Origin of the sequence: Flagellimonas algicola (assembly GCF_005937185.1) — a bacterium.
Taxonomy (GTDB): Bacteria; Bacteroidota; Bacteroidia; order Flavobacteriales; family Flavobacteriaceae; genus Flagellimonas; species Flagellimonas algicola.
The window spans coordinates 856,267-883,248 of sequence record NZ_VCNI01000002.1 but is presented as its reverse complement, the minus strand read 5'-3'; the positions used below and the strand labels follow the sequence as shown (position 1 = coordinate 883,248).

Here is a 26,982-nt window from a genome sequence, read left to right as displayed (position 1 = left end):
ATAAATATGATAGAGTTGAGTGAGTATCAGTACATATTGGATAAGCTGGAGGACTTCACAAAAAAGTTCTATACAAAGCGCTTGATAAAGGGAATACTGCTTTTCTTGTCCCTAGGGTTGTTGTTTTGGATTCTGGTTTTGTCCTTGGAATATATGTTGTGGTTGAATCAGCAGGGGAGGCTTGTGCTTTTGGGTGTTTTTATAGTGGCCGAACTTGTTCTTTTGTATCGGTTTGTAGTTGTTCCGTTGATTTTCTTGTTCGGCCTAAGAAAGGGAATTTCCAATAGGGATGCCGCAAAGATAATTTCCATACACTTTCATGATGTTGGCGACCGGCTTCATAATCTGCTTGATCTTGCGGATGACAAAAACTCCAGTGAACTTTTGTTGGCTAGTATAGATCAGCGTGCAAAAAGCTTGAAGCCCATTCCTTTTGCTCGTGCTGTTAAAGTTATGGAAGGATTTGGATATTGGAGGTACTTGCTTATCCCAGCGGTGATTCTTGTTTGTTTTTGGATCCTTGGGGACATAGGTTCTTTTATGAGCTCCCACTCTAGAATTGTTAATTATGATGTTGCGTATGAAAGACCGGCGCCTTTTGAGTTTGTGCTGTTGAATGATAAGCTTGAGGTTTTGGATGGGGAACCTCTGGAGATTAAACTGAGGGTTGTTGGAGATGCGATTCCGGATGATGTGTTCATGATGGCTGAGGGTAAGGAGATTTTGATGAAGAGGGATGGAAGTTCATTTATTCATTTGGTTAATTCGCTGGAAGAGGATATTAGCTTTCACTTTAGCGCCAATGGTTGGGATTCCCGGGTCTATGAAATACGCAGATTGGAGCGTCCAGTTCTTAGGGATTTTGTTATGAAATTAAGGTATCCTTCTTATTTGGGCATGCCGGATGATGTAATTTCAGGTACGGGCAATGGGGTAGTTCCTGAAGGAACTAAGATCGATTGGATAATTGAGGGAAGCAATGTCCAGGAAGTGAGTTTTAGTTATGCGGACACCTTGATTTCGATGAATCAGGGGGATCAAGGATTTCAATGGAAGAGGCAAATTTTTGAGGATTTTAGTTATGAAGTTTCTACCTCAAATGGAGACGTTAGAGATTTCGAGCGTCTTGGATATGAAATTGAGGTAGTAAAGGACGCTTATCCTACATTGGATATTAGGCAAGTGGTAGATTCTTTGAATCCAAATGTGTTATGGTATAGTGGTTTGGCAAATGATGACCATGGAATCAGGGAGATTCGGGTGGTATGTACTTCGATTAGAGGTCAAAAGAATCTGCAGAAGCGGGTTCTGGAGCGACCCAAGACGGCGGTAAGGGAGTTTTATTATACGTTTCCTTCTGGACTAAAATTGGAAAGCGGAGAGGATTATCTTATTTATTTTGAGGTGGTCGATAACGATGGTATTCGAGGAGGTAAGGTTTCTAGAAGTGGGAGCTTTAGAACCAGGATGTATGATGATAAAGAGCTGAAAAACAAAGAGTTAGAGAATAGTAGACAAAATTTAAGGGGTCTTGAACGGTCTTTGGAAGAGTATAAGAATAATGGGAAGGCGGTAAGAGAGTTTAGCAAGAAGGATGTTGTTAACAAGCAATCTTCTTTTGAGAAGGAAGGGGAGATTAGAGAGTTACTCCAAAAGCAGCAGGCACAAGAACTGATGATGGAGAAGTTTGCTAAGGACTTAAAGCAGGGTGTTTCCGAATCTGAACGGAATGATGAGTTTAAAAGAATGTTGGAGGAGCGACTTAAACGTCAAGAATTGGAGGCCAGGAAAAACAGAAGGCTGTTGGAGGAACTTAATAAGATAGCGGATAAGATTGACAAGGTAGAGCTAAAAAGTAAGCTTGAAGAATTGGGTAAGAAGCAAAGTTCTGGTTCCAGAAATCTTGAGCAAATTTTGGAACTCACTAAGAGATATTATGTGACGGAGAAAATGAAACAACTTTCTCTAGAGCTTGGTAAGCTATCCAATAGACAGATGATTCTTTCTGATATGAAGTTAGGTGATAAATTGGACGATAGACTTCAAAGGCAATTAAATAACGGATTTGAAGAGCTGTCCAAGGAGGTGGATGAATTACGGAAGGATAATCAGGATCTGCGGAAGCCTGTTGGTTTTGATGTTTCACCTAAGGATCAAAATGGGGTAAAGAAAGATCAACAGGATGCTTTGGAGGAGATAAATAAGCATCAAGGTATAGAGCATAGCTCGGATGGTGTTAATGTTCAAAAGGCAGAGGACAATATCCGTAAAAAGCAGAAGTCCGCGGCTCAAAAGATGAGGGAGATAAGTGAGGCGCTGGGTGAAAGTTCTTCTGGCGGGGGTGGATCGGATATTGTTGAGGATGCAGAGATGTTAAGACAGGTATTGGATAATTTGGTGGTTTTCTCGTTCAAACAAGAAAAGTTGTTTGACAAGGTTAGTGAGTCTGATGCTGATATCTCACGCTTTTCAGAAACTGTTAGGGATCAGAAGGAACTTAGGAGACTTTTTGAACATGTCGATGACAGTTTGTTCGCGCTTTCGCTGCGCAGGGTGGAACTTTCTGAGTTTGTTAATGAGGAGATAACGGAGGTTTATTACAATATTGATAAGGCGTTGGAAAGTATAGCCGACAACCAGATTTATAAGGGCGCGTCTTACCAGCAATATGTTATTAATGCTACAAATTCTTTAGCTGAGTTTTTAGCTGATGTTTTGGGAAATATGCAACAGAGTATGAAGCCTGGTCAGGGAGGAGGCCAGGGGAGTGATTTTCAACTTCCCGACATCATTAAAGGCCAGCAAAGCATAAAGGAACAAATGAATGGTTCCTCAGGTCAGGGTAAATCGGGCCAAGATGGAGAGCAAGGAGGGGAAAGTGAGGGGAAGAACGGTGGAGAGGATGGTGGCAAGAACGGGAAGCAAGAAGGGGGCAAAGAGGAAGGCGAGGAAGGTGGAAATGGATCGGAAGGGAATGGTTCGAGACCTGGCAGCCAAAACTCATCTGGGCAGGGCGATGAACTGGGATTGAATAAGATCTATGAGATTTATAAACAGCAGCAAGCACTTCGGAAGGAATTGGAGCAGCAGTTGAATAATTTGATTGAGAATTCAGATAGGAATCTGACAAAAAAGCTGGTCAGACAGATGGAGGAGTTTGAAAACGATTTGTTGGAAAATGGGATTACGGAACGAACCCAAAATAAAGTGAATCAAATTCAACACGAGTTGCTTAAACTGGAAAATGCGGCATTAAAACAAGGGGAGAAAAAGGAAAGGGAAAGCAAGACAACTGAGGATGAGTTTTCTAACCCTATCACCACAAAGCCATCTCTCTTGAATAAGGGAACCAATAACGTTGAGATTTTAAACAGACAAGCCTTACCTTTACGGCGAAATTATGAAAATAAGGTAAAGGGTTATTTCAACAATGATTGAGTTTCATTATAAGGCTGATTTTGCACTGGAAGAATCATTGAGGTATGTTGATTGGATTGAAAGGGTTGTTGTTTCTGAAGCTTTTGTCTGTGGTGAAATTGACTTTATATTTTGTACTGACGAAGACTTATTGGAGCTTAATCAGGAGTATTTGAACCACGACACTTTTACCGATATTATAACATTTGATTATACAGATGGGAACATGATTTCTGGAGATATTTTTATATCTGTTGACAGGATAAAGGAGAACGCGAAAAAGTTTGATGATGTGTTTGGTAATGAGCTAAAAAGGGTGATGGCACACGGAGTGCTGCACCTTATGGGATATAAGGATAAGGGCGCTCAGGATAAGATAGTGATGCGGAACAAAGAGAACGATAAGATTAAAATGTTCCACGTGGAACCATAGGTATGTTTGAGAAGGAATATGACGTAATTGTTGTTGGAGGCGGACATGCGGGGGCGGAAGCAACGGCCGCCGCTGCTAACATGGGGTCAAGGACTTTATTGGTAACAATGAATCTACAAACCATTGGCCAGATGTCTTGTAATCCGGCTATGGGAGGTATCGCCAAGGGACAAATTGTAAGGGAAATTGATGCGCTGGGAGGCTATAGTGGAATTATAACGGACAAGTCTGCAATCCAATTTAAAATGCTCAACAAGTCCAAGGGTCCTGCCATGTGGAGTCCTAGGGCTCAGAATGATAGAATGAGGTTCGCGGAGGAATGGAGAATTGCCTTGGAAGGAACTCCTAATGCAGATTTCTATCAGGAAATGGTGTCCGGACTGTTGGAAGAGAATGGTAAAATCGTTGGAGTTAGAACTTCACTGGGAATTGATATAAGGGCGAAGGCTGTGGTGCTAACAAACGGGACCTTTTTAAATGGATTAATCCATATTGGAGAGAAACAATTTGGTGGAGGAAGAGCTGGGGAAAAGGCCGCCACTGGTATTACTGAACAATTAGTTGATTTTGGTTTTGATAGTGGAAGGATGAAGACAGGAACACCTCCTAGAGTTGATGGAAGATCTCTCGATTATTCCAAAATGATCCCACAGCCCGGAGATGCAAAGCCAGAAAAGTTTTCCTATTTGGACACCCAAAAATTGACTTCTCAGAGAGACTGTCATATGACCCACACCAGTGCGTTGGTTCATGATTTGTTAAGGGAAGGTTTTGATCGGTCTCCAATGTTCAACGGAAGAATAAAAAGTATTGGACCCAGGTATTGCCCGTCCATTGAGGACAAAATTAATCGCTTTGCGGACAAAGATTCCCATCAGATTTTTGTGGAACCGGAAGGATGGAATACCGTTGAGGTTTATGTAAATGGTTTCTCAACTTCGTTGCCTGAAGACATTCAGTATAAAGCCCTAAAGTCGGTAAAGGGATTTGAAGAGGTCAAATTCTTTAGGCCGGGTTACGCCATTGAGTACGACTATTTCCCTCCAACACAATTAAGGCATACCTTGGAAACCAAGTTGGTGGACAATCTCTATTTTGCTGGACAGATTAATGGCACCACAGGTTATGAGGAGGCAGCTTCCCAGGGACTGATGGCCGGCATTAATGCACATCTTAAAATCAACGAAAAGGAACCTTTTGTGCTTAAAAGAGATGAAGCTTATATCGGGGTATTGATTGATGATTTGATTACGAAGGGAACCGAGGAGCCTTATAGGATGTTTACATCAAGGGCGGAATACAGAACTTTGCTACGTCAAGACAATGCCGATTTAAGACTTACTCCAAAAAGTCATGAGATTGGATTGGCAACGAAGGAAAGAATGCAAAAAATGGAACAAAAAGAAGCTCAGTCGGATAAGTTTATTCAGTTTTTTAGAAAAACCAGCTTTGTTCCAGAAGAGATAAATCCGATTTTAGAATCATTGGATTCTTCCAAAGTGAAACAATCGGACAAGCTGTTCAAGGTTTTTTCTAGGCCTAGGGTATCCATGGATCACATGCTACAATTGGAGTCTGTTTCAAAATTTGTGGATGAGAACGATTTTAATTCCGAAATTTTGGAGCAAGCAGAAATACAAGTAAAATATTCTGGCTATATAGAAAAGGAAAAAAACAATGCTGACAAACTACATCGATTAGAAAACGTTCGAATTCCCGAAAACTTTGATTATTCTAAATTAAAATCGCTTTCATCGGAAGCCAGAGAAAAATTAAAAACGATAAAACCTGTTACAATTTCTCAAGCTTCTAGAATAAGTGGGGTTTCTCCCTCTGATATTAGTGTTCTTTTGGTTTTCCTTGGAAGATAGGCTAAAGTGTTCCACGTGGAACAAAATATACCCTTAATTATTTTTGTGATTCACATTTAGCCAAGAACTTCAAAAGCATGTTATTCGATACAAACCTCCTTATAGTGTATCTTCGACATCCGGGAAAAGAATTTTAGCCTTCGACCTTTTATGAAGTTGTTTCTAAAAACCAAAGATTATTCCGTATCCAATGAGGAGTTTGATTTGCTCTATGATTCGAAGTTGGATATGCTGGTTACACAACCACAACCAGAAAATCTATTTCGATATTACGAAAGTGAGGCCTATATTTCCCATACAGATGCGAAGACTTCCTTTGTAGATAGATTATATCAGTTTGTAAAAGGGTTTAATCTAAAAAATAAAGTTCAAGTGATTGAAAATCAGGATATTAATGTCGGGAAGCTCCTGGATTTTGGTGCTGGCACAGGGGATTTTCTTACCGTTGCAAAAAAGAGCGGATTTGAAGTTTCTGGCATAGAACCTAATCAAAAAGCTAGGGACAGAGCCAAGCAAAAAGGAATTGAACTTAGTGATAGCCTTGCGAATTTAAATGACAGGAAGTACGGGGTAATTACCCTATGGCATGTATTGGAACACCTTCCAAATTTGGATGGACAGCTAGTGGAACTTAAGGAGCTTTTACAAGAGGATGGGTTATTGGTTGTTGCCGTACCCAACTATAGGTCCTTTGACGCCAAACACTACAAATCGCATTGGGCCGCCTATGATGTGCCAAGACATTTATGGCATTTTTCGAGAACCTCTATTTCTAAATTATTTGAAAGGCATCAAATGGAGGTTGTTAAAACGTATCCAATGATTTTTGATTCGTTCTACGTATCCCTGTTATCAGAAAAATACAGAGGAAACAATTTTTATTTCCTTCCCGCATTAGCCGTAGGTCTATGGTCTAATATAAGTGCGTGGTTTAACAAGGAGTATTCATCAGTGATTTATCTCATTAAAAAGAAGCAATAGCCTTTTTAAGCTAATTTACTGACGTTTTATGCCTAAGGGCTAACCTATCTGCCCCTAGTCAAAAAATAAACGCACAGAATGTATATTAAGACGCCCGCAAAATAATCTAACCTTATTGATCTCCCATAAACCAATAGATATTCTCTATAGGTTTAAATTGGCGCTGGAATGAGTTATCAAAAAGATAATGACGCCCATTAAAAAAGCTTTTCTATTTTAGCGCATCCTTAAAAGAGAAAGATGAAAAAATTATTGATGGTTGTTTTGGCGATGAGCGCAATGGCCTGTCAGCAGAACAAAATTGGATATGTAGATAACGTTAAGTTACTGGACGATTATCAGGAGAAAGTAGATATTGAGGCAAAGTACAAAACAAAGGTTGATGCCTTGACCAAAAAAAGGGACAGTATTTCCCAGGCCTTTCAATTGGAACTTCAGGAGTTTCAGGCCAAGTCCCAAAAAATGTCCCAGAAGAATGCCCAAGAAGAATACGGCCTATTGCAACAACGAGGACAATTTATGGGACAACAGCTGCAACAAGAAGAACAGCAATTGCAATTGAACAGTCAAACCGAGATGGACTCTTTGGTGAGCAAGGTTAGAAAAGAAGTTAAGAAGTACGGAAAGGCCAACGGCTTCACGTATATTCTTACTGGCGGAACCGGTGGTGCTGTGCTTTACGGGCAAGACCCGCAGAACCTTACGGATGCTATTGTCAAAATTTTGAACGACAAGTACAAAAAATAAAGACCTAAGATTAAATTAGGATGCAGCCCGTTCTTTAGAACGGGCTTTTTTTATTGGAAATGCCGAATACCAAGGGCACCATAAAGTTCCTTTGCATTGAAAACTTTACCGTCCTTGATAGTAAGCTCCACCCGCCGGATGTCACTGATGTTTTCAACCGGATTTCCGTCTACCAAAATAAGATCGGCCATTTTTCCTTTTTCAACGGATCCCAACAGATCTTCCATACCCACATTTTTTGCGGATACAATCGTGGCAAGTTGAAGTACTTCGTTGGCAGGAATTCCTGCCTTCACATAATTTTCCAGCTCCTTGTGCAAGGCAAATCCTGGCATAGCGTCCGTACCAGGAAGAAGCGTGACCCCATTGGAATGCAGGTTCTCAAGAATTTCCAGGAGTTTGGCAAAAGAATCCTTGTACTGTTGTTCTTTCCCTTCGGGAATAGGAAGCCCCCCAGAATAATAACCGCGTTGAACTTGGATGGGGAGACGGTCTAGTATTGCCTCAAATTGAGGGTCTGGCTCTCCAGCTTTTGTAGAGAACATGCCCTCAAAAATGGAAACTGTAGGATCTATTTCTATTGCTTTCTTTTTTAAAAGTTGGACAAATGCTTTGAATTCAGCTCCATCTAAATCCAAATTATGGGTGTTTTCTGCAACAGCAGAAAACCGCAAAGGGGTTCGGGTATCAATGGTATCGGACAAGAAATTCAAGGCGACCATGTTCACGTGTTGAATCTCATCAAAACCATCTTTTATGGCATCTTCGGCCAACATATGAGCCGGAATATGCCCGCTTAGCTTCATCCCCAGCTCATGAGCTTTTTTGGCCAGCGGTTTTACCCAAGAGGGATCAATGGAACTATAGAGTTTGATTTGATGATAGCCGTTGTCCTTGTAGTTTTGGATAGCTTCCTCTCCTTCGGCAACGTTGGTAATGGTAAGGCCAGGGCCAGCAAAAGGCCCTTTCTGATCTATGAACCCAGCTAAGGTGACCACCCGGGGCCCAATATTGCTGTTTTCATCAAATTGCTTTTTGATTTCCAACAGCTCCATGGAATTGGCCATGTCCCTAACCGAGGTCACTCCAGCGGCTAAATGCAATATGCCATCTTCCTTTTGCACATGGCAATGGTTATCAAAAAGTCCTGGCAAAAGCGTTTTTCCAGTTCCATCGATTATTTTGGTTCCTTCGGAAAGGTTTGGAGCCACACTGGAAATGGACTCAATTTTATTCCCATTGACCACAACCTGTTGGCCAGGAACGACACGCCCATTTTTTGCATCAAACAGGTTCACATTTTGAATCAGGGTTTTAGCTTCGGGAGTTGAGGTTAGCTCCTTTGCCAAGGAAGCAAAAAATGCATCCTCCTTTTTCTTCTGAATCTCCAATAAGGATTCAATCATTCCGGAATGTTCTTCGGAAATGATACTCAACCAAGAAGAAACAGAGGCAAAAATCCGATTGTCCTCATCAATCCATTCATAGAATGGGGTAAACCCAAAACCTGTGATTTCTACCAGGCGCAACGGAATGGAATCCACAGTAATGGCTTCAATATTTGAAATGGTGGCAGTTCCACTGGGCAACAATTCCACGGTATGGTTCTCAGCAGAGAGCAAGAGACGAATTAACAATTCGTTATCCCCAAGGGTGCCGTTTACACTGGAGTAAAACGGATTGCCGTCTGTTGCTTTTTCACCAGCTTCGGAGGTGCTTTTCCATTGTGCGGCGCCATTAATATAGGCGTAGTTCTCTACTACGGTATCTTTTAAATAATTGACCCCTGTAATTTCCAAATAGGAAATGTTGCCTGCTTGATCCAATCTTATTTTTTCCAAAATCTCCGGGCCTCTTCCCCGATCATTAAACTCAAAAGTATAGACATAGTTACCAAGGGAATCCATAGAGCTGGTATGGGAGCCGGCAAGGTTATCGCGCATATACACTTGATAGGTTTTGGAGGCATATTCCTTTTTTGTGTCGGATTCCTGACAAGAAATCAAGAACGCTAGCAGAAGTAAGGGAAAACAAGTTTTCATGAGGTTGATTTAGGTTGTTATTGTAGTATGTAAACCAAAAAGATGGCCAAAATAAGATAAACCACTATGGTCTTGGCCCCTTCATAATCCTTGGCAATTCGTTGTCCAAGAAGCAGCATCAATAAGGTGATCGAGGAAAGGACCGCGCCGCAGAATGCCATAGAGCCACTTCCAGAATATAGAAATTCATAAATACCAATGGCACACAAAATCCCTGAAGCCAATTCACCAAAAAGAACCACTCCAAGGAGAACGGGCACCATTGCTTTGAAGACCGTTTTGGAAAAGTGTCCGGTAAGCCAACTTAGATTACCCTTCCAATCCAAAATTTTGTCAAATGCACTCTGTAAAAAGGTAATGGTGAGGCCTGCGAGCAAAAGAACTTGTGCCGCATTGGATGTAAAGTGTTCCATGATATGTTGGTTTTATGCTGCTTTGGTATGAAGCAGACGTGTTAGTTTTATAGATAGGTCGGTAAAGATAATCTTGGCATTCCCATTGCGTTCCACATGAAAAATGGCCTTTTCCAGTTCCTCAACTATGGCCAAGATGTTGTTTTCATGCACAAAGGGTGCAAACTTGTTGAGATCAAACCCCTCCAAATGGATTTTTAGATAAACCAAGTCATTGGCATTGTAATTCAGCAGTAGGGCTTGTCTCATTACGGTGAGGCAATAGTGCAAAAATTGCTTTTGTACTTCCCGTCCGGTTTTGGCCACTTCATCACTCCACATAATGAGTTCTTGAATTGCCGCTTTATTGCCTTTTGCCTTAAAGGCGCTTCTTACCCATTGAACAAACCAACGTTCAAAAACTAGATCTTCGGAATCTTTGTTAAGCAGGTCCAACGCCTTGTTGAAGTTTCCATTGGCTTCTTGTGCAATCGAATTGGCCTCAGCATCGGCCACACCCTTTTCTAGTAAAGCGTTTAGAATCGCAGCTTCAGGTAGGGGCGGAAAATGTAAAATCTGACAGCGTGACCGAATGGTGTTGATGATCAACTCCTCATCCTCCGCAATTAGAAGAATGACTGTTTTTTCTGGGGGTTCCTCAATCAGTTTCAGTAGTTTGTTGGAGGCAGAGATGTTCATTTTTTCGGCCATCCATATTATCAAAATCTTGTATCCCCCTTCATATGATTTTAATGAGAGTTTTTTAACCACATCCTGAGCTTCATCAACCCCAATTTGACCTTGCTTCTTTTCTATGCCGATCAAGCGGTACCAATCAAAGAGATTCCCATAGGGCTGATCCTGTACAAACTGTCGCCATTCTTCCAGATAATGATCACTCACCGCATGGGATTTAATCTTATCGGAATTGGACACTGGAAACGCAAAATGAAGATCGGGATGGGTAAGTGAATGGCATTTGGTATTGCAGACCGCATCGCCCCCCTCATTTTCTCCGCCAATGTTTCCGCAAAGGAGATATTGAGCGTAAGCAATGGCCATGGAAAGTGTTCCGCAACCTTCCGGGCCAACAAAAAGTTGGGCATGCGCAACCCTTCCGGTTTCTGCTGTGGTCACCAGGTGTTTTTTTATGTGCTCGAGCCCCAAAACGTCTTTGAACAGCATAAGCCAAAGATACATTTTTTAGGTTCTGTGTGGTTTCCCATCTTTTTTGTTGAAAGTTTAAAAATATGGCCCATGCCCAAGGCGGGGAAAGTAGGAAATCTTTACATTTGGGCTTACCTTAAACCAAGTTAGATGAAGACCATAGACGATTATAATTTTGAAGGGAAAAAAGCGCTGATCCGTGTTGACTTTAATGTGCCGTTGGATGGGGATTTCAATGTTACCGATACCAGTAGAATTGAAGCAGCCAAACCAACCATTCTTAAGGTTTTGGAAGATGGCGGAGCTGCTGTATTAATGAGTCATTTGGGTCGGCCAAAAGGGCAGGCCAATTCGGACATGTCATTGTCCCATATCGTTGAAAAGGTTTCAGAAATCATTGGGGTGCAGGGAAAGTTTGTCAATGATTGTATTGGAGATACTGCGGAAGCTGCTGTGTCTGAGTTACAGGATGGCGAGGTATTGCTTTTGGAAAACCTTCGGTTTTACGCGGAAGAGGAAAAAGGGGATTCTGGTTTTGCGGAATCGCTTTCCCAGTTGGGAGACATTTATGTAAATGACGCCTTTGGAACGGCGCACCGGGCGCATGCCTCAACAACCATTGTGGCCAACTATTTTCCGGATGCCAAATGCTTTGGTTATCTGTTGGCCAAGGAAATCAAAGCCATTGAAAAGGTGATGCAAACGGGAGAGAAACCTGTTACCGCCATTTTGGGCGGGGCTAAAGTTTCGTCCAAGATTACCATTATCGAAAACATTTTGGACAAAGTGGACAACTTGATCATTGGTGGTGGAATGACCTATACGTTTGTCAAAGCCAAGGGAGGCACAGTTGGCGATTCCATTTGCGAGGACGATAAAATGGAATTGGCCTTGGACATTTTAAAGCAGGCCGATGAAAAAGGAGTAAAGATTCATTTACCGGTGGATGTCTTGGCTGCGGACGCTTTCGATAATGGGGCCAACACCCAATTTTTAGATGTGAACCAGATTCCCGAAGGTTGGCAAGGTCTTGATGCTGGACCCCAAACTCTGGAGAACTTCAAGCAAGTTATTTTGGAATCCAAGACCATACTTTGGAATGGGCCTGTAGGTGTTTTTGAAATGGAAAGCTTTGCCAAAGGAACAATCGAAGTTGGCAACGCTATCGACGAAGCTACCCAAAGCGGGGCGTTTTCTTTGGTTGGCGGCGGAGACTCTGTAGCGGCAGTGAAGCAATTTGGATTTCAGGACAAAGTCAGTTATGTATCTACTGGAGGAGGTGCCATGCTGGAAAGCTTAGAGGGTAGAACCCTGCCTGGAATTGCTGCAATATTGGGCTAACCCACACGTTATGAATTAATAGGAGAAATCCTAAAAGTGTTAGGTTTTTGGCCGAAAACTTTAATTTTTCGGAAAAAAACCCCATTTTCGTTTGCCCCAAAATCAAACCCAATCCAGCATGAACCAAGTTTTTAGAAAAGCTGTTGTAGTGGCGCTGATATTCTCGGCTCCATTGATTAATGCCCAAGAGGCCAAGTCCACAGCAACCACCCAAACCGATTCTGGGGAGCAAAATACGCAGATTACCGATTCCGTTTCTACTCCCAACACATCCTCATTTGAAATAAAAAATATTGAAAAACCCATTGATGGGGTTCAGGTGATTGAAACCAATGGCGAAAGGAAGTATGTTTTGAAAGACAGGGAAGAAGCCAGAAAATATGACAGTCTTTGGTTAAGGGAATTGCATCAGAGCGCCCAACTGTTCAGTGAGTTGGAGCTGGAAATTATTAACCCGACCGAGGAAGAAATTGAAATGGTAGACCTGCCAACGGACACACTCAAAGCCAGATTGGCCTTGTTGGATGAAAAGACACCCTTCAATATTTCCTACAACTCTTCTTTGGAATCTGTTATCAAATCCTTTTTGGTTAGAAAGAAGGACTTGATGCAGCGCATGATCACAGCAAGCCAATTTTACTTTCCATTGTTTGAACAGGAACTGGACAACCATGATATTCCATTAGAAATAAAATATTTAGCCATTGTGGAATCTGCCCTAAACCCAAAGGCGCGTTCCCGAGTTGGCGCAAAAGGTCTCTGGCAGTTTATGTATGGTACGGGAAAAATGTATGGCTTGGACGTTAGTAGTTACGTAGATGAACGCCATGACCCCATTTTGGCCACCAAGGCGGCCAGTAAATATCTGTCCAAATTGTATGACATTTTCAACGATTGGGATTTGGCCCTAGCGGCCTATAATTCGGGCCCCGGAAATGTGAACAAGGCCATTAGACGCTCGGGTGGATATAAAAACTACTGGAACATCCGCAGAAATCTTCCCCGTGAAACCGCGGGCTACTTACCTGCTTTTTTGGCGACGATGTACATTTTTGAGTATGCAGAGGAACATGGCCTGCATTACAAAAAGGCAGAGCGACCCTATTTTGAAACCGATACAATCCATGTAAAGCAACTGATAACCTTTGACCAGATTTCCAAGCTGGTGGACATAAGCACCGAAGAATTGGAGATGTTGAATCCTTCGTACAAGCTCAACATCATTCCAAAGGTAAAGGGGAAAGACTATGTGTTGCGCTTGCCAGTCACCAAAATTGGGCAGTTTGTCAGCAATGAGGATGAGATTTATGCTTTCGTAAAAAAGGAACTGGACTCTCTGGAAAAACCCTTGCCGCAATTTGTAGAGACCAAGAACCAGATTCGCTATAAAGTTAGAAGTGGGGATTATTTGGGCAAGATTGCGGAGCGGTATGGTGTTGGGGTGAGCCAGATTAAAAGGTGGAATGGATTGCGAAGCAATAAATTGAGGATTGGGCAGCGACTAACCATTTTCCCGAGAAAACCCTATATCCCCAGAAAAACTACTTCTAAACCAACAACTGCAAAGGCTAGTTCAGGTTCAGTGGCCAGCGGCAATAAGGTTCATACAGTGCAAGAAGGGGACTCCCTTTGGACCATTTCCAGAAAATATCCTGGAGTTTCCATTGAAAATCTTCGAGAATGGAACGGTCTTAGCGGGAACAATCTTAAACCCGGCACAAAACTAAAATTGTGCGATTGTTCTTCGTAAATTGAACACGATATGAAAAAATTTGGAACACTATGCTTCACCATTTTTCTTTTGGTGGGGATATCATGTGGGGATTCTGGCCCCAAACAACGCTTTTTGCCACCCTCAACTGGGGGAATCAACTCTTTGATGGTTGTAATGGACACCGAACTTTGGAAGGGCGGTATAGGAGATAAGGTCAGGGAGCATTTTGCAGCACCTATACTTGGTCTTCCTAGGGCAGAACCTAAGTTTACCATTACTCAAATACCCCCTCAAGTATTTAAGGGTGCTACCGCTTATTCGCGATCTGTACTTTTTGTGGAACAAGATTCGGTATCCGCAGCCCATATAAAGACGAACATGTATGCTAAACCGCAAAAGATTGCCGTGGTTACTGGAGAAACGTATAACGATTTGGCCGGTAATTTGGACTCGATTGCGGGAATGGCCATTGCCGCTTTTAAAAAGGTTGAGATAGCAGAGGCCCAGCGCAGGTTTACCCGGTCTCTTACCAAAGAAACAGCTTTTGAAGACGAATTCGGAATCAGTTTAAAGGTTCCTTCGCTGTATACCGTTGGCAAACATGAAGATAATTTTGTTTGGATGGATATCCAGATTCCCAAAGGATCCATGAATATTTTGGCCTATGAAATGCCGTGGGACAGTTTTGCCACAGACTCCACTTTTGTACAGGATATTGTAAAAATGAGGGACAGCATTGGAAAGAAATATATTCCAGGACCTTATGATGGTACTTATATGATAACGGAAAAGGCTTTTTCGCCCTATGTTTTTCCAGCTCTAGTGGGTGGAAAGAAGGCTGCAGAAACGAGGGGAACCTGGGAAATTGAGGGATATCCAATGGCAGGGCCCTTTGTCACCTACATCATCAATGATAAGGAGAACAACAGAAAAATGGTGCTGGAAGGGTTCGCTTTTGCCCCAAATGAGGAAAAGCGCGATTATATGTTTCAGCTGGAGGCCATCTTAAAGACGGTAGAGTTCAAATCCGGACCTTGAAAAATTAGATAAAACAGAAACAGAAAAGCCCAGTATGCCGGAACATCCCGGGCTTTTTTGTCCTCTAAATGCTTAAACGTAATTTTTAGTCAAAGGCGAATCCTGTAGCAATTCTGTAAACAAAAGCATAAAGCACTATAAAGAACATGATGAAACAGAACCAGGAAAAGGCCTTGAAATATTTTTCCAAAAGAATATGACCTAAATTTCGGAATCCTTCTAAGTAGATTTCTTTAATGAGTAATAGTTTTTTCATAAGTATAAGTTTAAAGATTTAAAGACATTACAAAGATTGTGCAAGCTTAAACGGATGTGCAAACAATAGGGTGAACGGTCATAAAAACTTGATTAATGCAATCAAATTCGTGGAAAACCCTACTAACGTAAAACTTTCATCGATTAATGGTAAAGGGAAGATTGTTGTTTTATCGAGGGACTTGATCGATAAAGTGCATGGATGGAATTTTAAACTAAAAAAGGCCCCGTCTCCGGGGCCCAATATTTGGTTGATTAGTTGTTTTGTTACATGTTCACAATGATAAATTCCGATCGGCGGTTTTCGCTGTGCTTTGTTCTGCCACACCGTACTCCATCTGAGCAGTCGTTGAGGAGCTGCTCTTCGCCGTAGCCCACAGCACTTTCTATCCTGCCGGGATCTATCCCGTGCGCAATAATATAATCCCGTGTGGATTTGGCCCGTTTGTCGGATAAATATTTGTTGTACGCGCGGGTACCAATGGCATCGGTATGGGATTCAATTTTGATGACCATATCGGGATATTCGGTCATGACCGCTACCAGCTTGTCCAATTCTTGCGCTGCCTTAGGTTTAATGCTGAACTTGTCAAAATCAAAATAGATGGTCTCTACTTCCAATTTTAGGACTCCCTCATCTTCTGCTATGATTTCTTCCAAGGGTTTAAGCGATTGAATCAATGAGACATCTTCATTTTCTTTGGTATCTACATTGGTCGTAGCATCAAAATATCCTTTTTTCAAGGTTTTTAAGGTATATCTGGATACCGGTTGAAGGTTTTTGAAGATGAAGCTTCCGTCTGGTTGCGTCCGCAATTGCGCAACCTGGATGTCGTCTTTATCGAAGAGCATCACTTCGGCCTCTGCAATGGCCTCACCAGTTAGATCATCCAGAACATTTCCTGAAATGGCATTTAGGTTAAGGATGTTTTTAAAGGAGTAGATATCATCATCTCCCTTACCTCCTTTTCGATTGGAAGCAAAATATCCTTTTTCGCCACTTTCTTCTATAATATAGGAGAAGTCGTCTCGGTTACTGTTTATGGGTTCCCCAAGGTTGATGCCCACACTAAAGACCCCATCAACATGATCTGACTTATAAATGTCCAATCCGCCAAGCCCCATGGTGCGGTCTGATGAGAAATAAAGCGCATCATTGGTGATGTATGGAAACATTTCTTTTTTGCTGGTGTTCACGGTACGCCCCAAGTTTTGAGGCTCGGAGAACCTACCTTCTCCAAGAATATCCGCCACATATACATCAGTGCCACCAAATCCACCGGGCCTATCCGAAACAAAATAGATTTTCTTCCCATCCGGGCTTACGGAGGGGTGACCTGTGGAGTAATCTTCGCTGTTAAAAGGCAATTCAAAAGCCTTGGTCCATTCGCCGTCCACTAATTGGGATTGGTAAATTTTAAGGTGGTTGATTCCATTTTTACCCCGCTTTAATTTTTTACCATAGTTGTTACGGGTAAAATAGATGGTTTGCTGATCTGGCGAAAAGGAAACAGAAGCTTCGTGATATTTGGTGTTGATTTTCCTAGAAAACTTTTTAGGCTGGGTCAGATTGTCGTTTTCTACATCCGCTTTTGCCACATAAAGGTCCAAAAATGGTTGATTGTTCCAGCGATATTTCCTGGTGGTCAGAAAGGAGGAATCCAAAGAAGAAGCAAAAACCACCTCAGAATCATTATGGAACATGGGTGAAAATTCGGAATATTTAGAATTAATGGCCAAATTCTTGACCTCTACCAACCGTGGACTGCTCCATGTGGTTGGATCTTTCCCTAGTTCGTTCAAGGGCTCGCTTCTCTTTTGCCTAAACAACTTGGTTAGTTTGGCTGCCCTGCGGTAGCGCCCTGTGCCTTTAAGGGCGTGGGCATATTTAAAGAATTTTTCTTCGGAAATATCATCTGTAAAGGTCAAATACAACTCGTGGTACCACTTATAAGCTTTTTCCATATTGCCCGAGAAGTAATGTGAGTCCCCTGCCCTTGACAATAGTTCAAATGTGTGCTGTGCTTCACTTTTTTCCAGAACAATGTCGTAAACTCGGGCAGCTTCGGCATACCACATTTTATCAAAGAATTCGTTGGCCTGCTTAATGAGCTTTTCCGTTACTCCTTTTTTGCGTACAAATTTGGAAAGGGATTTATTGCTCATCCCCTCCAGCTGTTTTAAAAATGCGGTTTGGGAGGAATAAGTTCCACGAACGCTTTGGGTTTCCTTGTAAAGATCTTCATCCTCAAATTGCAAAAAGGACACAGATTGGGCATTAAGCCCCAAGGCCAGCATTAGGAATAAAATAAAAATAGGTCTTTTCATAGTCCCTCCTTCTGAACTACACACCATTTGGTATGGTTGCTACATAGGCCTTTAACCTATTGGTAGCATATCTAACGCTAAAATAGAATATGGTATTAGCGCGAATAAGTTTTTGTTGTGAAAGGGGGGAATTATGGCATGAACTAGGCAAATATGTTGTTTTTCATCGACAATCCCTTATAGATACTGGGAATTTGTGAGTAAGAAAAATCTGCCCAATTGAATGGATTTAAGCTTCAGGTTCCTTGCCGCTTTCCAATTTTTCGTCTTCTTTGGAAGCATCTTTGAATTCTTTAATGCCGCTTCCCAAACCTCGCATGAGCTCCGGAATTTTTTTGCCTCCAAACAACAAAAGAACAACTACCACAATAAGTACAATTTGCCATGGGCCTAGCATACCAAGAAAAAAAGTTTGAGCAATCATAATCGCAATGCCTTTAAATGAATGGTAAAATTAGTAAAAAGAACCGTAAGGCTCTAGATGATTAACGAAAATTAGCAGTTCCAGCCGTTTCTGGAACAAATAGTTGCTGTAGACGGGGTTTTATAAAAGCTTAACATCTATATAAAAATCTAAGGCTATCTTTGTCCATCATGGCAAAGGACAAGAAGAAAAGAAAAGAAATCAAGCAAAAGCTGCTCCACAAGTATCGTTTGGTGATTTTGAACGAGAGCACTTTTGAGGAGAAAATCTCATTTAAACTGAGCAGACTCAACGTTTTTGTTACCGGAACTCTTTTCATAATCGTGCTTATTGGCTTGACGACCCTGATTATTGCCTTTACACCCCTTAGGGAATATATTCCTGGCTATTCTTCAACCCGCTTAAAAAGACAGGCTACTGAACTCACCTATAAAACGGATTCTTTGGTCACTGTATTGAATTATACCAATAGGTATTTGGACAATGTCCGTCTGGTACTGAGAGGAGACGTGGAAAATAATGAGGTCAACAGAGATTCCCTTTTTGAAAAGTACAAGCTGGATCCCTCAACAGTGGATTTAACTCCAATTCGAGAAGACTTACTACTACGGGAGGAAGTGGACTTGGAAGACAAGTACAATCTCTTCGAACGGAACATCGAAAATGTTGGCTCCTTGTTGTTCGCTCCGCTTAGCGGAACAGTATCGCAGAACTTTGACCCTAACAACAAACATTATGCGGTGGATGTTGTGGCACCGAAGGACACTCCGGTCAAATCCATTGCCGATGGAACGGTGCTTTTTTCTGAATGGACTGCCGAGACAGGCTATGTGATTATTGTTAAACACCAAGATGATTTGACATCGGTGTATAAACACAATGGTTCCTTGAGTAAATCACAGGGAGACTTGGTCAGGGCTGGGGAAGTGATTGCATCCATAGGAAATACTGGAGAGTTGACTACTGGCCCACATCTCCATTTTGAACTTTGGAAAAAGGGCAAACCCGTAAATCCATTAAATTATATCGACTTCAAATAAATGTCGCTAAAGTCATTTGCAGCAAAGCTTTTTGCCAAAAGAATAGCCAAAAAGACAAGGGCATGGTCTAGCAACCCTATCCAGGTCCAGGAAGAGCTATTTCAAAATTTAATTACTAGGGCCAAAAACACCCAATTTGGCTTGGATCATGGTTTTGATGGGATTAAAACGCATTCGGATTTTACCAGACAGGTTCCCGTAAGGGATTATGAGGAGCTCAAGGACTACGTACATAGAATTATTGATGGCGAAGCTGATGTGCTATGGCCGGAAAAGCCGGTTTACTTTGCAAAGACTTCGGGAACTACTTCAGGAGCCAAATACATACCCATTACCAGGGAATCCATTAAAAATCAGGTTGAGGCCTCTAGGAACGCCATTTTGAGCTACATTCATGAGACTGGCAATGCCAATTTTGTGGATGGACGCATGATTTTTTTACAAGGAAGTCCGGAATTGGAGGAAAAAGGAGGCATAAAACTGGGACGACTGTCTGGGATATCGGCCCACTACGTTCCCAACTATTTACAGAAAAACAGGCTACCTAGTTGGGAGACCAACTGTATTGAGGATTGGGAAACCAAAGTGGACAAAATTGTAGAGGAGACCGAAAATGAAAACATGACGGTAATAGCCGGCATTCCGTCTTGGGTTCAAATGTATTTTGAAAAGCTGAATGCCAAATCGGGCAGGAAAGTCGGGGAGCTTTTCAAAAATTTTCAATTGTTCATTTATGGAGGGGTAAATTACGAACCCTACAGGGCTAAATTTGAGGAATTGATGGGCAGGAAAGTGGACAGTATTGAATTGTTCCCGGCTAGTGAGGGATTTTTTGCCTATCAGGATTCCCAGAAAGAGGAAGGCATGCTTCTATTGCTTAATGCAGGTATTTTCTATGAATTTATCAAAGCGGACGAATTTTTTGACGAAAGCCCAAAACGAATAACTGTAAAGGATGTGGAAGCTGGAGTGGACTATGCCATGATTATTTCCACTAATGCCGGGCTGTGGGCCTACAACCTAGGAGATACCGTTCGGTTTGTTTCTTCTAAACCTTATAGGGTTGTGGTATCTGGGCGAATCAAACACTTCATTTCTGCTTTTGGGGAGCATGTAATTGCCAAAGAAGTGGAGGAAGCCATTCAAATGGCTATTTCAAAATCGGATGCCATAGTGAATGAATTTACTGTGGCGCCCCAGACCTCCCCACCAACTGGAGAACTCCCCTATCACGAATGGCTTATAGAATTTGAAAAGCAACCCTCAGATGTGCCGACCTTCATTTCCCATTTGGAAGAAAGCATGAAAGATCAGAATAGCTATTATCTGGATTTGATTGCGGGAAATATTCTGCAACCACTAAAAATTTCCAAAGTACAAACTGGGGGATTCCAAGAATTTATGAAGACCATTGGAAAACTGGGCGGTCAAAACAAGGTGCAGCGTCTTTCCAACGACCGTAAGGTTGCAGAAGGCTTGAAACCTTTTCTCATTTAGGTACAGCTTTCGTAGGAATTCATGTATTTTTGTCGCTAAATTATGATGACCACCAAAGTAAAACAGGCGACACGCGCACAGGAATCCACCAATGCCATAGAACGCCTTTATATTACCATGCGCCATTTGCTAAACCGTGGGTTTTATAAGCCATCTGGTGTATCGGGCAATGCGCTAAGGACTGCACTTTTGTTGTTACGGCCTGAGATTTATGGTTCTGTTGCAGAGGATAAGGCGGAGTTAAATGGTCTTATTTATGTGTTGGAGAGATTGCCTGAAGGCATAGAGGAATGCCGATTTATCAATCTCACCTCAGACGAGGGATTTTCCAAATCACATTTATCCGCTATTATTCCACCAAAAAGACGACGGAATTGCTATCGGATTGATGAGGAACAAATGAATATTGAGATTACTCGTGGCAGAAGCGATATCTATGATATTCTTACCCACCTTACGTTTCTGTACATTGAATCAGGAAAGATTTGCAAACGCGTATTGGTGGACCAAACCGAAACCATTCGGGACTGGGACAAGCTTTCGGAATTTATCACTAGTGAAGAAAAGAGTGGTGCCGAACGGGAAATTGCCATGATTCATGCCGCCAACATTCTGGGCAGGACTTTTGAGGACGTGGTTGAGATTCAAGAAAAACTTAGCACAAAAGAAAATCCAGACCGCTTTTTGGATGTGATATTTTGGCTAGGGAAGTTGGCCATAGAGGAAGAAACAACAGGCTTAAAGCGGACAATCACTTTTAGTCCACTACTGCGCGAAAGGTTGGGGCATCACATCCATGGAGAACGTTGGGCGGACATAATCAAACAAACACTAGTCAAAAACGGTTTGTTGGGTCGCCCCCTCCACATTATAAGTGCCAACATGCACAGTGTAATGAACTCTTTGTTTGCCAAAACAACCTTGTCAAAGGAATTGCAAGAAACCAAATCCCTGGACATTTATGAAGCTTTGAGTTCGTCTGAAAACAAAGAGTTGAGAAAAAAAGTTCAGCAAGTCGCCAAAAAGAACGGGATGCTATTTTTGGATGACGAGTCTGGAGCCAACATCGATGTTCAAATCTTCGATACGGCTAAATTTGGCGTCAACGCATGCTGTTATGACTTTCCAGAGGGAATATCTGAGGCGGATAAACCCGTTATCTTTGTAATGGACTATGCCTTTGGCGAACAAGCGTACGAGACCATAGATGAACTGTTAAAGCCTTTAGAAATTAAGGGAAAGAAGCAATTTTTAAATGTAGATTCCATTTCCATTATGGGCAAAGCTGGTATTTTGAAAGGAGGCAAGGGAGATTTGATGATTCCTTCAGCCCATATTTTTGAAGGCTCCGCAGATAATTATCCCTTTGACAATGAATTGTGCAAAGAAGACTTTGAAGGATATGATCTCATGGTTTTGGAAGGAGCAATGGTGACGGTATTGGGCACATCCTTGCAGAACAAGGACATACTCAAGTTTTTTCATGAATCAACATGGAACGTTATTGGCCTGGAGATGGAAGGAGTACACTATCAAAAGGCCATTCAATCGGCTTCCAAGATTCGGAAAAGTATAAAAAAGGATGTAAAAGTAAGGTACGCGTATTATGCATCGGATAATCCATTGGAAACAGGGAGCACCTTAGCATCAGGTGGTCTTGGAACCACCGGTGTAAAACCCACCTATTTGATAACAGATCGGATTTTAAAACAAATATTCAATTCATAAGATGGCAGAACAACCCGTAAACAACAATTCTTCGGATGAAATAGATTTGGGACAATTGTTCCAAATGATTGGAAGGGCTTTCGAACGTTTTTTCAGTTTTATTGGCAGCATTTTTAAAGGGATTTTCCATTTGGTGATTCTTTTACTTCTTTTTGTTCAGAAAAACTTCATTGTACTATCCGCCGCAGTACTCGTGGGGGCAGTTGCCGGTTATTTTCTGGACAAAAGCTTACCAGAAAAGTATGTTTCCAAGATGGTAGTGGAACCCAATTTTAATAGCGTCCAACAGCTGTACAATAATATTGATTTTTACAATGATTTGGCCAAAGCACAGGATTCTACGACTTTGGCTACTGCGCTAAACATTACAGAACATGAGGCAGCTAGTATCAGCCAGATTTTTGTAGACTCTTACTCCGACGAGAACCAAAAAATTGAACTTTTTGATGACTTCATTAAAAATTTGGATACGACTACTATAAAGACGATTGATTTTGAAAATTACCTTAAGAACTTTAATTCCCTGGATGCTAGGTTTCATCAAATATCCGTTGTGAGCTATGACAATAAGGTAGCAAAAAAGTTGCAACCTGCCATTATTGGATCCATTTCCGTAAATGACTATTTCAAACTCCAAAAGAAGATCAACGATGAAAACTTGGATTTACAAGAAAGAATTTACAAGAAGCAATTAACTGAAATAGACTCACTTCAAAGCCTTTATAGAACAGTTTTAATCAAGGGAGCTGACAAACCTATGCAGGGTACAAATATTAATTTGGCAGAAAATGGAGAGTCCCAAAACAAAGAGTTAGCATTGGTTCAAGAACGGGAAGTGCTTAAGGGGCGTTTAGTGGAATTAAATCGTGAAAGAGCAAATAAATCTGAAATACTTAATGTTATAAGCGATTTTCCTACAAGAGGCGTGAAGCAAAAAGGTTTTTGGAAGAGCTATAAATTTGTACTGCCATTGATTCTATTGGGTTTTGTACTTGTAATATTGGGAATAATTGGTTTAAATGCATTTTTAAAAACGTACAATAACCCATAATTATATCGAATAGTGAGCAAATTTTTATTTGTCATTGGTATTTGTGATTTATTTAATTTTATTGCTCTAACCAGATTATTTAATCCTAGATTTTTATGAACTCATTTCGTATCGGTGATTTTACTATTGGCAATAATAGTAGCTGCTATATAATTGCTGAGGCTGGTGTTAACCACAACGGCGACTTACAAATGGCGCTTAATCTTGTAAGAGCGGCTAAAAAAATTGGTGTTGATTGTATCAAGTTTCAAACTTTTAAAGCAGAAAGTGTAATCACAAAAGATGCTCCTAAAGCAAAATACCAGCTTGAAGTAACGGACAAAGCTGAAAGCCAATTTGAAATGCTGAAAAAACTAGAATTGACTGAGAACGACTATACAGCGATTATCGAAGAGTGCAATAATCTGGGGATTACATTTCTTTCTACTCCTTACAATGAGGACGATGCTGATTTTTTAAACAAGCTTAATGTACCAGCCTTTAAAATAGCGTCAGGCCAGATTGTGGAATTATCATTTTTAGAACATGTCGCTAAGTTTAACAAACCAATCATTTTATCAACGGGCATGTCAACCTTAGCTGAAGTTTCGGATGCTGTGAATACAATTAGATCCACAGGAAACGAACAAATTGCAGTACTGCAATGTACAACCAACTATCCATCGTTAAACAGAGATGCCAATATTAGGGCGATGATTTCAATGGGAGTAGCCTTAGATACAATTTTTGGCTATTCTGACCATATTGAAGAGAATTATGCCTGTTATGCCGCTGTTTCTTTAGGAGCTAAAATTATTGAAAAGCATTTTACACTAGACCGTAATCTTCCAGGGCCCGACCATAAGGCTTCATTGAACGTTGATCAGTTCCAAAATTTAATAGAAGGCATTCGAAAGACGGAAATAGCATTGGGAAGCCCGGTAAAAAGACCTTCTGAAAAGGAAATTGCCAATACTGAGGGAATGAGAAGGAGTATAGTTCTGAAAAAGGAAATTAAAGAGGGGCAGAGAATTACGTCGGAAAATATTGCTTTTAAAAGACCAGCAACGGGATTAAATCCTAAGAGGAAAAATGATATTGTTGGTAAAAAGGCTAGTGAAGATATCCCACAAGATGTGCCTTTGAAGGAAAGCATGATAGTATGGGAGTAGAACTTGAAGTATTAGAGATATCAAATAAAAATTATACTATCCTCGAATCTTTCATTGAAAGCTTGGATGATGAGAAAAACTCTTTTCGTTATTTCAACAAAAGGGGTAAGGAGGTTTTAAATAACCATCTGTGTACCCTGTTATTAAGAAAGGATAATGAAACAATGGGTTATGGACATTTGGACAAGGAAAATGACACCATCTGGCTAGGGATAGTAGTTAAGAGTTCTTTTCAAGGACTTGGTTTAGGTAAAAGGATAATACAAATATTGTTAGATAAAGCAACGCAACTGGGAGTTGGAGCCATTCAGTTGTCTGTTGACAATGATAATTTTAAGGCAATCAAACTTTATAAAGGTTTTGGCTTCAAATTAATTTTGCAGGAAAACACCTATTCTATATTTAGAATAGATATAAATGCCAACTCTTTCGCCAACACTATTGGTGTAAGCACCTTGGCATTTGGTAAAAATAGCAGGGAAGAAATTGTTTCAATTTCCAGGGAAGAGGAACTTACGATTGAATTTAGTTCTAGCTTTCCATTTCAAAGTGACATGGGGGAATTCTTTGTTAATTGTGACATTAAAAGGTTGGCACACAACTATTTTCCTGCTCCTTCCGAACCCTTCGTACTCAACCTTGGAAGTAGTAATGCTGAAATAAGGGAACGTTCCATATTACATTGTATTTCGGGTTTGAGATTATCCAAAAAGGCAGGAGCGCCATGTTTTTCTGCTCATGCAGGATTTTGCGTAGACCCTCAGCCCGATCAACTGGGCAAAAAGCTTAATATCGATGTTCCCGTGAACAGGGAGGAGAATTGGTCACATTTTATAAACTCTGTCAAAATTGTTTTGGACGAAGCCGAACGTCTAGGTCTTTCTTTTTATGTTGAAAACAACGTGACCGCCAGTTTTAACCTAAGAAATGATGGAATAGAGATGCTTTTGTGTTCAAGGCCTCAGGAAATGGTAAGGTTGTTTGAAGAAATAAACTCTGAAAGTTTTGGGCTTCTTTTGGATACCGCACATTTGAAAGTGTCCGCAAATGCGTTGAACTTTGAATTAAATAATGCTGTTGAGAAAGTTAAACCTTATGTGAGGTACATTCATCATAGTGATAATGACGGGAACCGGGATACCAATGAAAGCATTGACGACTCGTATTGGTTTTTACCATGGTTAAAACACTTTCCAGATTGCATCCATGTCCTGGAAGTAAAAAACATCACATTAAATCAAATTAATAAACAGCTTGGACTTTTAAGAACTTATGGCAAACAGTAAAATACCAATATATCAGCCATTTTTAGGAGCCGAAGAACAGAAATTGGTTGCAGAATGCATGGACTCCACCTGGATTTCAAGTCAAGGTAAATTCATAAATAGTTTCGAGCAAGAAGTTGGAAAATATACTGGAGCAAAACATGCTATTGCCGTTAGTAATGGAACGGTTGCAATCCATTTGGCCATGTTGGCTTTGGACATCGGCGAAGGAGATGAAGTAATAACCACCAATTTTACATATGTGGCAAGTACCAACGCTATTTTGTATGTAGGGGCCCACCCAGTATTTGTAGATGTTGATTCTGAAAGTTGGAATATTGACACGAATAAAATCACGGAGAAGATTACATCAAAAACCAAGGCCATTCTCTATACTAATATTTATGGATGTCCTTCAGAATATAACGAATTGAAACGCATTGCAAAAGAGCATGGTGTATTTTTGATTGAGGATGCTGCGGAATCATTTGGTGCCAGTTATCATGGAAAGATGTCTGGGGTTTTGGGTGATGTGTCGACATTCTCTTTTTTTGGAAACAAAACCATAACCACTGGAGAAGGAGGAATGGTATTGACACCTCACGACGAATTGAACAAGAAAATAAGGAAACTTAAGAATCAAGGCAACTCTGAAACCAGAAGATATTACCATGATGTTCTTGGATATAATTATCGAATGACAAATATACAGGCGGCCATTGGACTTGGACAGTTAGGCAAGCTAGAAGAAATCTTGGGCCTTAAACGTGTTTTACAAAACAACTATGAAAAAGCCTTGTCAGATGTTCTGACTTTTCAGAAATTGCCAGAACACTCAACATCATCTTATTGGATGTGCTCGGTACTGTTTAATTCAATTGATGAAAAACTTAAAATTGAGTCCGCATTAAATTCGGCCAACATTGAAACTAGACCTTTTTTCACCCCAATCGATGAATTACCATTTTACGATGAGGTGGAAGACTGTCCAAATGCAAAGAGGATTTCTGCTTTGGGACTAAATTTACCAAGCTATCCTGGACTACAATTTGAACAGCAAGAACAAATCATTGAAATAATCAAAAACAACATTAAATAAT

At 41.0% G+C, this 26,982-nt stretch carries 21 protein-coding genes; 15 read left to right on the top strand and 6 right to left on the bottom strand.

What is annotated here, in order from left to right:
* Positions 1–6 precede the first annotated feature (6 nt).
* From FGG15_RS12885 to FGG15_RS12865, 5 genes are all read left to right on the top strand, one after another.
* Positions 7–3,438 (top strand): hypothetical protein, encoded by a 3,432-nt coding sequence (locus FGG15_RS12885; RefSeq protein WP_237561818.1) that lies wholly within the window; start codon positions 7–9, stop codon positions 3,436–3,438.
* Positions 3,431–3,850 carry an rRNA maturation RNase YbeY gene (gene ybeY, locus FGG15_RS12880; RefSeq protein ID WP_138836853.1) on the top strand — a complete coding sequence of 140 codons (420 nt, stop codon included), beginning with the start codon at positions 3,431–3,433 and terminating at the stop codon, positions 3,848–3,850. The genes FGG15_RS12885 and ybeY overlap by 8 nt, the downstream gene beginning before the upstream one ends.
* Before the next feature lie 2 nt (positions 3,851–3,852).
* The gene (gene mnmG, locus FGG15_RS12875) at positions 3,853–5,721 is read left to right on the top strand and encodes a tRNA uridine-5-carboxymethylaminomethyl(34) synthesis enzyme MnmG (protein WP_138836851.1); all 1,869 of its coding nucleotides are present in this window, start codon (positions 3,853–3,855) and stop codon (positions 5,719–5,721) included.
* Positions 5,722–5,871: 150 nt separating this feature from the next.
* Complete coding sequence (locus FGG15_RS12870) at positions 5,872–6,702, top strand: class I SAM-dependent methyltransferase (RefSeq protein ID WP_138836849.1); 831 nt, start codon at positions 5,872–5,874, stop codon at positions 6,700–6,702.
* Positions 6,703–6,942: 240 nt separating this feature from the next.
* Entirely contained in the window at positions 6,943–7,449 is a 507-nt protein-coding gene (locus FGG15_RS12865; RefSeq protein WP_138836848.1) for an OmpH/Skp family outer membrane protein, read from the top strand.
* Between the two features lie 50 nt (positions 7,450–7,499).
* Here FGG15_RS12865 and FGG15_RS12860 read toward each other — a convergent pair whose 3' ends face one another.
* From FGG15_RS12860 to FGG15_RS12850, 3 genes are read right to left on the bottom strand one after another with little or no spacing between them, the layout of a single operon-like run.
* A complete protein-coding gene (locus tag FGG15_RS12860; protein ID WP_138836845.1) occupies positions 7,500–9,491 on the bottom strand; it encodes an amidohydrolase family protein in 1,992 nt (663 codons plus the stop codon).
* Between the two features lie 17 nt (positions 9,492–9,508).
* Positions 9,509–9,904, bottom strand: a complete 396-nt coding sequence (locus FGG15_RS12855; RefSeq protein WP_138836843.1) for a DoxX family protein — start codon at positions 9,902–9,904, stop codon at positions 9,509–9,511.
* A 12-nt stretch (positions 9,905–9,916) separates the two neighbouring features.
* Positions 9,917–11,068, bottom strand: a complete 1,152-nt coding sequence (locus tag FGG15_RS12850; protein WP_138838288.1) for a DNA polymerase III subunit — start codon at positions 11,066–11,068, stop codon at positions 9,917–9,919.
* Between the two features lie 132 nt (positions 11,069–11,200).
* Here FGG15_RS12850 and FGG15_RS12845 point away from each other — a divergent pair, with 132 nt between their 5' ends.
* The 3 genes from FGG15_RS12845 (at position 11,201) to FGG15_RS12835 (ending at position 15,143) form a co-directional block, all read left to right on the top strand.
* Positions 11,201–12,391 carry a phosphoglycerate kinase gene (locus FGG15_RS12845; protein ID WP_138836841.1) on the top strand — a complete coding sequence of 397 codons (1,191 nt, stop codon included), beginning with the start codon at positions 11,201–11,203 and terminating at the stop codon, positions 12,389–12,391.
* Between the two features lie 118 nt (positions 12,392–12,509).
* Positions 12,510–14,141, top strand: a complete 1,632-nt coding sequence (locus FGG15_RS12840) for a lytic transglycosylase domain-containing protein (protein ID WP_138836839.1) — start codon at positions 12,510–12,512, stop codon at positions 14,139–14,141.
* Between the two features lie 12 nt (positions 14,142–14,153).
* Entirely contained in the window at positions 14,154–15,143 is a 990-nt protein-coding gene (locus tag FGG15_RS12835; protein WP_138836837.1) for a DUF4837 family protein, read from the top strand.
* Between the two features lie 85 nt (positions 15,144–15,228).
* Here FGG15_RS12835 and FGG15_RS20210 read toward each other — a convergent pair whose 3' ends face one another.
* The 3 genes from FGG15_RS20210 to tatA form a co-directional block, all read right to left on the bottom strand.
* On the bottom strand, positions 15,229–15,399 hold the full coding sequence (locus FGG15_RS20210) for a DUF6747 family protein (protein WP_202619558.1): 171 nt from the start codon (positions 15,397–15,399) through the stop codon (positions 15,229–15,231).
* Positions 15,400–15,665: 266 nt separating this feature from the next.
* Complete coding sequence (locus tag FGG15_RS12830) at positions 15,666–17,726, bottom strand: OmpA family protein (RefSeq protein ID WP_138836835.1); 2,061 nt, start codon at positions 17,724–17,726, stop codon at positions 15,666–15,668.
* A 229-nt stretch (positions 17,727–17,955) separates the two neighbouring features.
* The gene (gene tatA / locus FGG15_RS12825) at positions 17,956–18,150 is read right to left on the bottom strand and encodes a twin-arginine translocase TatA/TatE family subunit (protein WP_138836833.1); all 195 of its coding nucleotides are present in this window, start codon (positions 18,148–18,150) and stop codon (positions 17,956–17,958) included.
* Positions 18,151–18,320: 170 nt separating this feature from the next.
* Here tatA and FGG15_RS12820 point away from each other — a divergent pair, with 170 nt between their 5' ends.
* The 7 genes from FGG15_RS12820 to FGG15_RS12790 all read left to right on the top strand — a co-directional run bounded on the left by FGG15_RS12820 (position 18,321) and on the right by FGG15_RS12790 (position 26,981).
* Positions 18,321–19,190, top strand: a complete 870-nt coding sequence (locus FGG15_RS12820; RefSeq protein ID WP_138836831.1) for a M23 family metallopeptidase — start codon at positions 18,321–18,323, stop codon at positions 19,188–19,190.
* On the top strand, positions 19,191–20,687 hold the full coding sequence (locus tag FGG15_RS12815; RefSeq protein WP_138836829.1) for a GH3 auxin-responsive promoter family protein: 1,497 nt from the start codon (positions 19,191–19,193) through the stop codon (positions 20,685–20,687).
* Between the two features lie 42 nt (positions 20,688–20,729).
* Positions 20,730–22,415, top strand: coding sequence for a DUF6909 family protein (locus FGG15_RS12810; protein ID WP_138836827.1), 1,686 nt, complete (start codon positions 20,730–20,732; stop codon positions 22,413–22,415).
* A gap of 1 nt (position 22,416) precedes the next feature.
* Positions 22,417–23,466, top strand: a complete 1,050-nt coding sequence (locus FGG15_RS12805; RefSeq protein ID WP_138836825.1) for a hypothetical protein — start codon at positions 22,417–22,419, stop codon at positions 23,464–23,466.
* A 95-nt stretch (positions 23,467–23,561) separates the two neighbouring features.
* On the top strand, positions 23,562–24,617 hold the full coding sequence (neuB, locus tag FGG15_RS12800; RefSeq protein WP_138836823.1) for an N-acetylneuraminate synthase: 1,056 nt from the start codon (positions 23,562–23,564) through the stop codon (positions 24,615–24,617).
* Complete coding sequence (locus FGG15_RS12795) at positions 24,608–25,903, top strand: GNAT family N-acetyltransferase (RefSeq protein WP_138836820.1); 1,296 nt, start codon at positions 24,608–24,610, stop codon at positions 25,901–25,903. The genes neuB and FGG15_RS12795 overlap by 10 nt, the downstream gene beginning before the upstream one ends.
* Entirely contained in the window at positions 25,890–26,981 is a 1,092-nt protein-coding gene (locus tag FGG15_RS12790; RefSeq protein WP_138836818.1) for a DegT/DnrJ/EryC1/StrS family aminotransferase, read from the top strand. The genes FGG15_RS12795 and FGG15_RS12790 overlap by 14 nt, the downstream gene beginning before the upstream one ends.
* Position 26,982 lies beyond the last annotated feature (1 nt).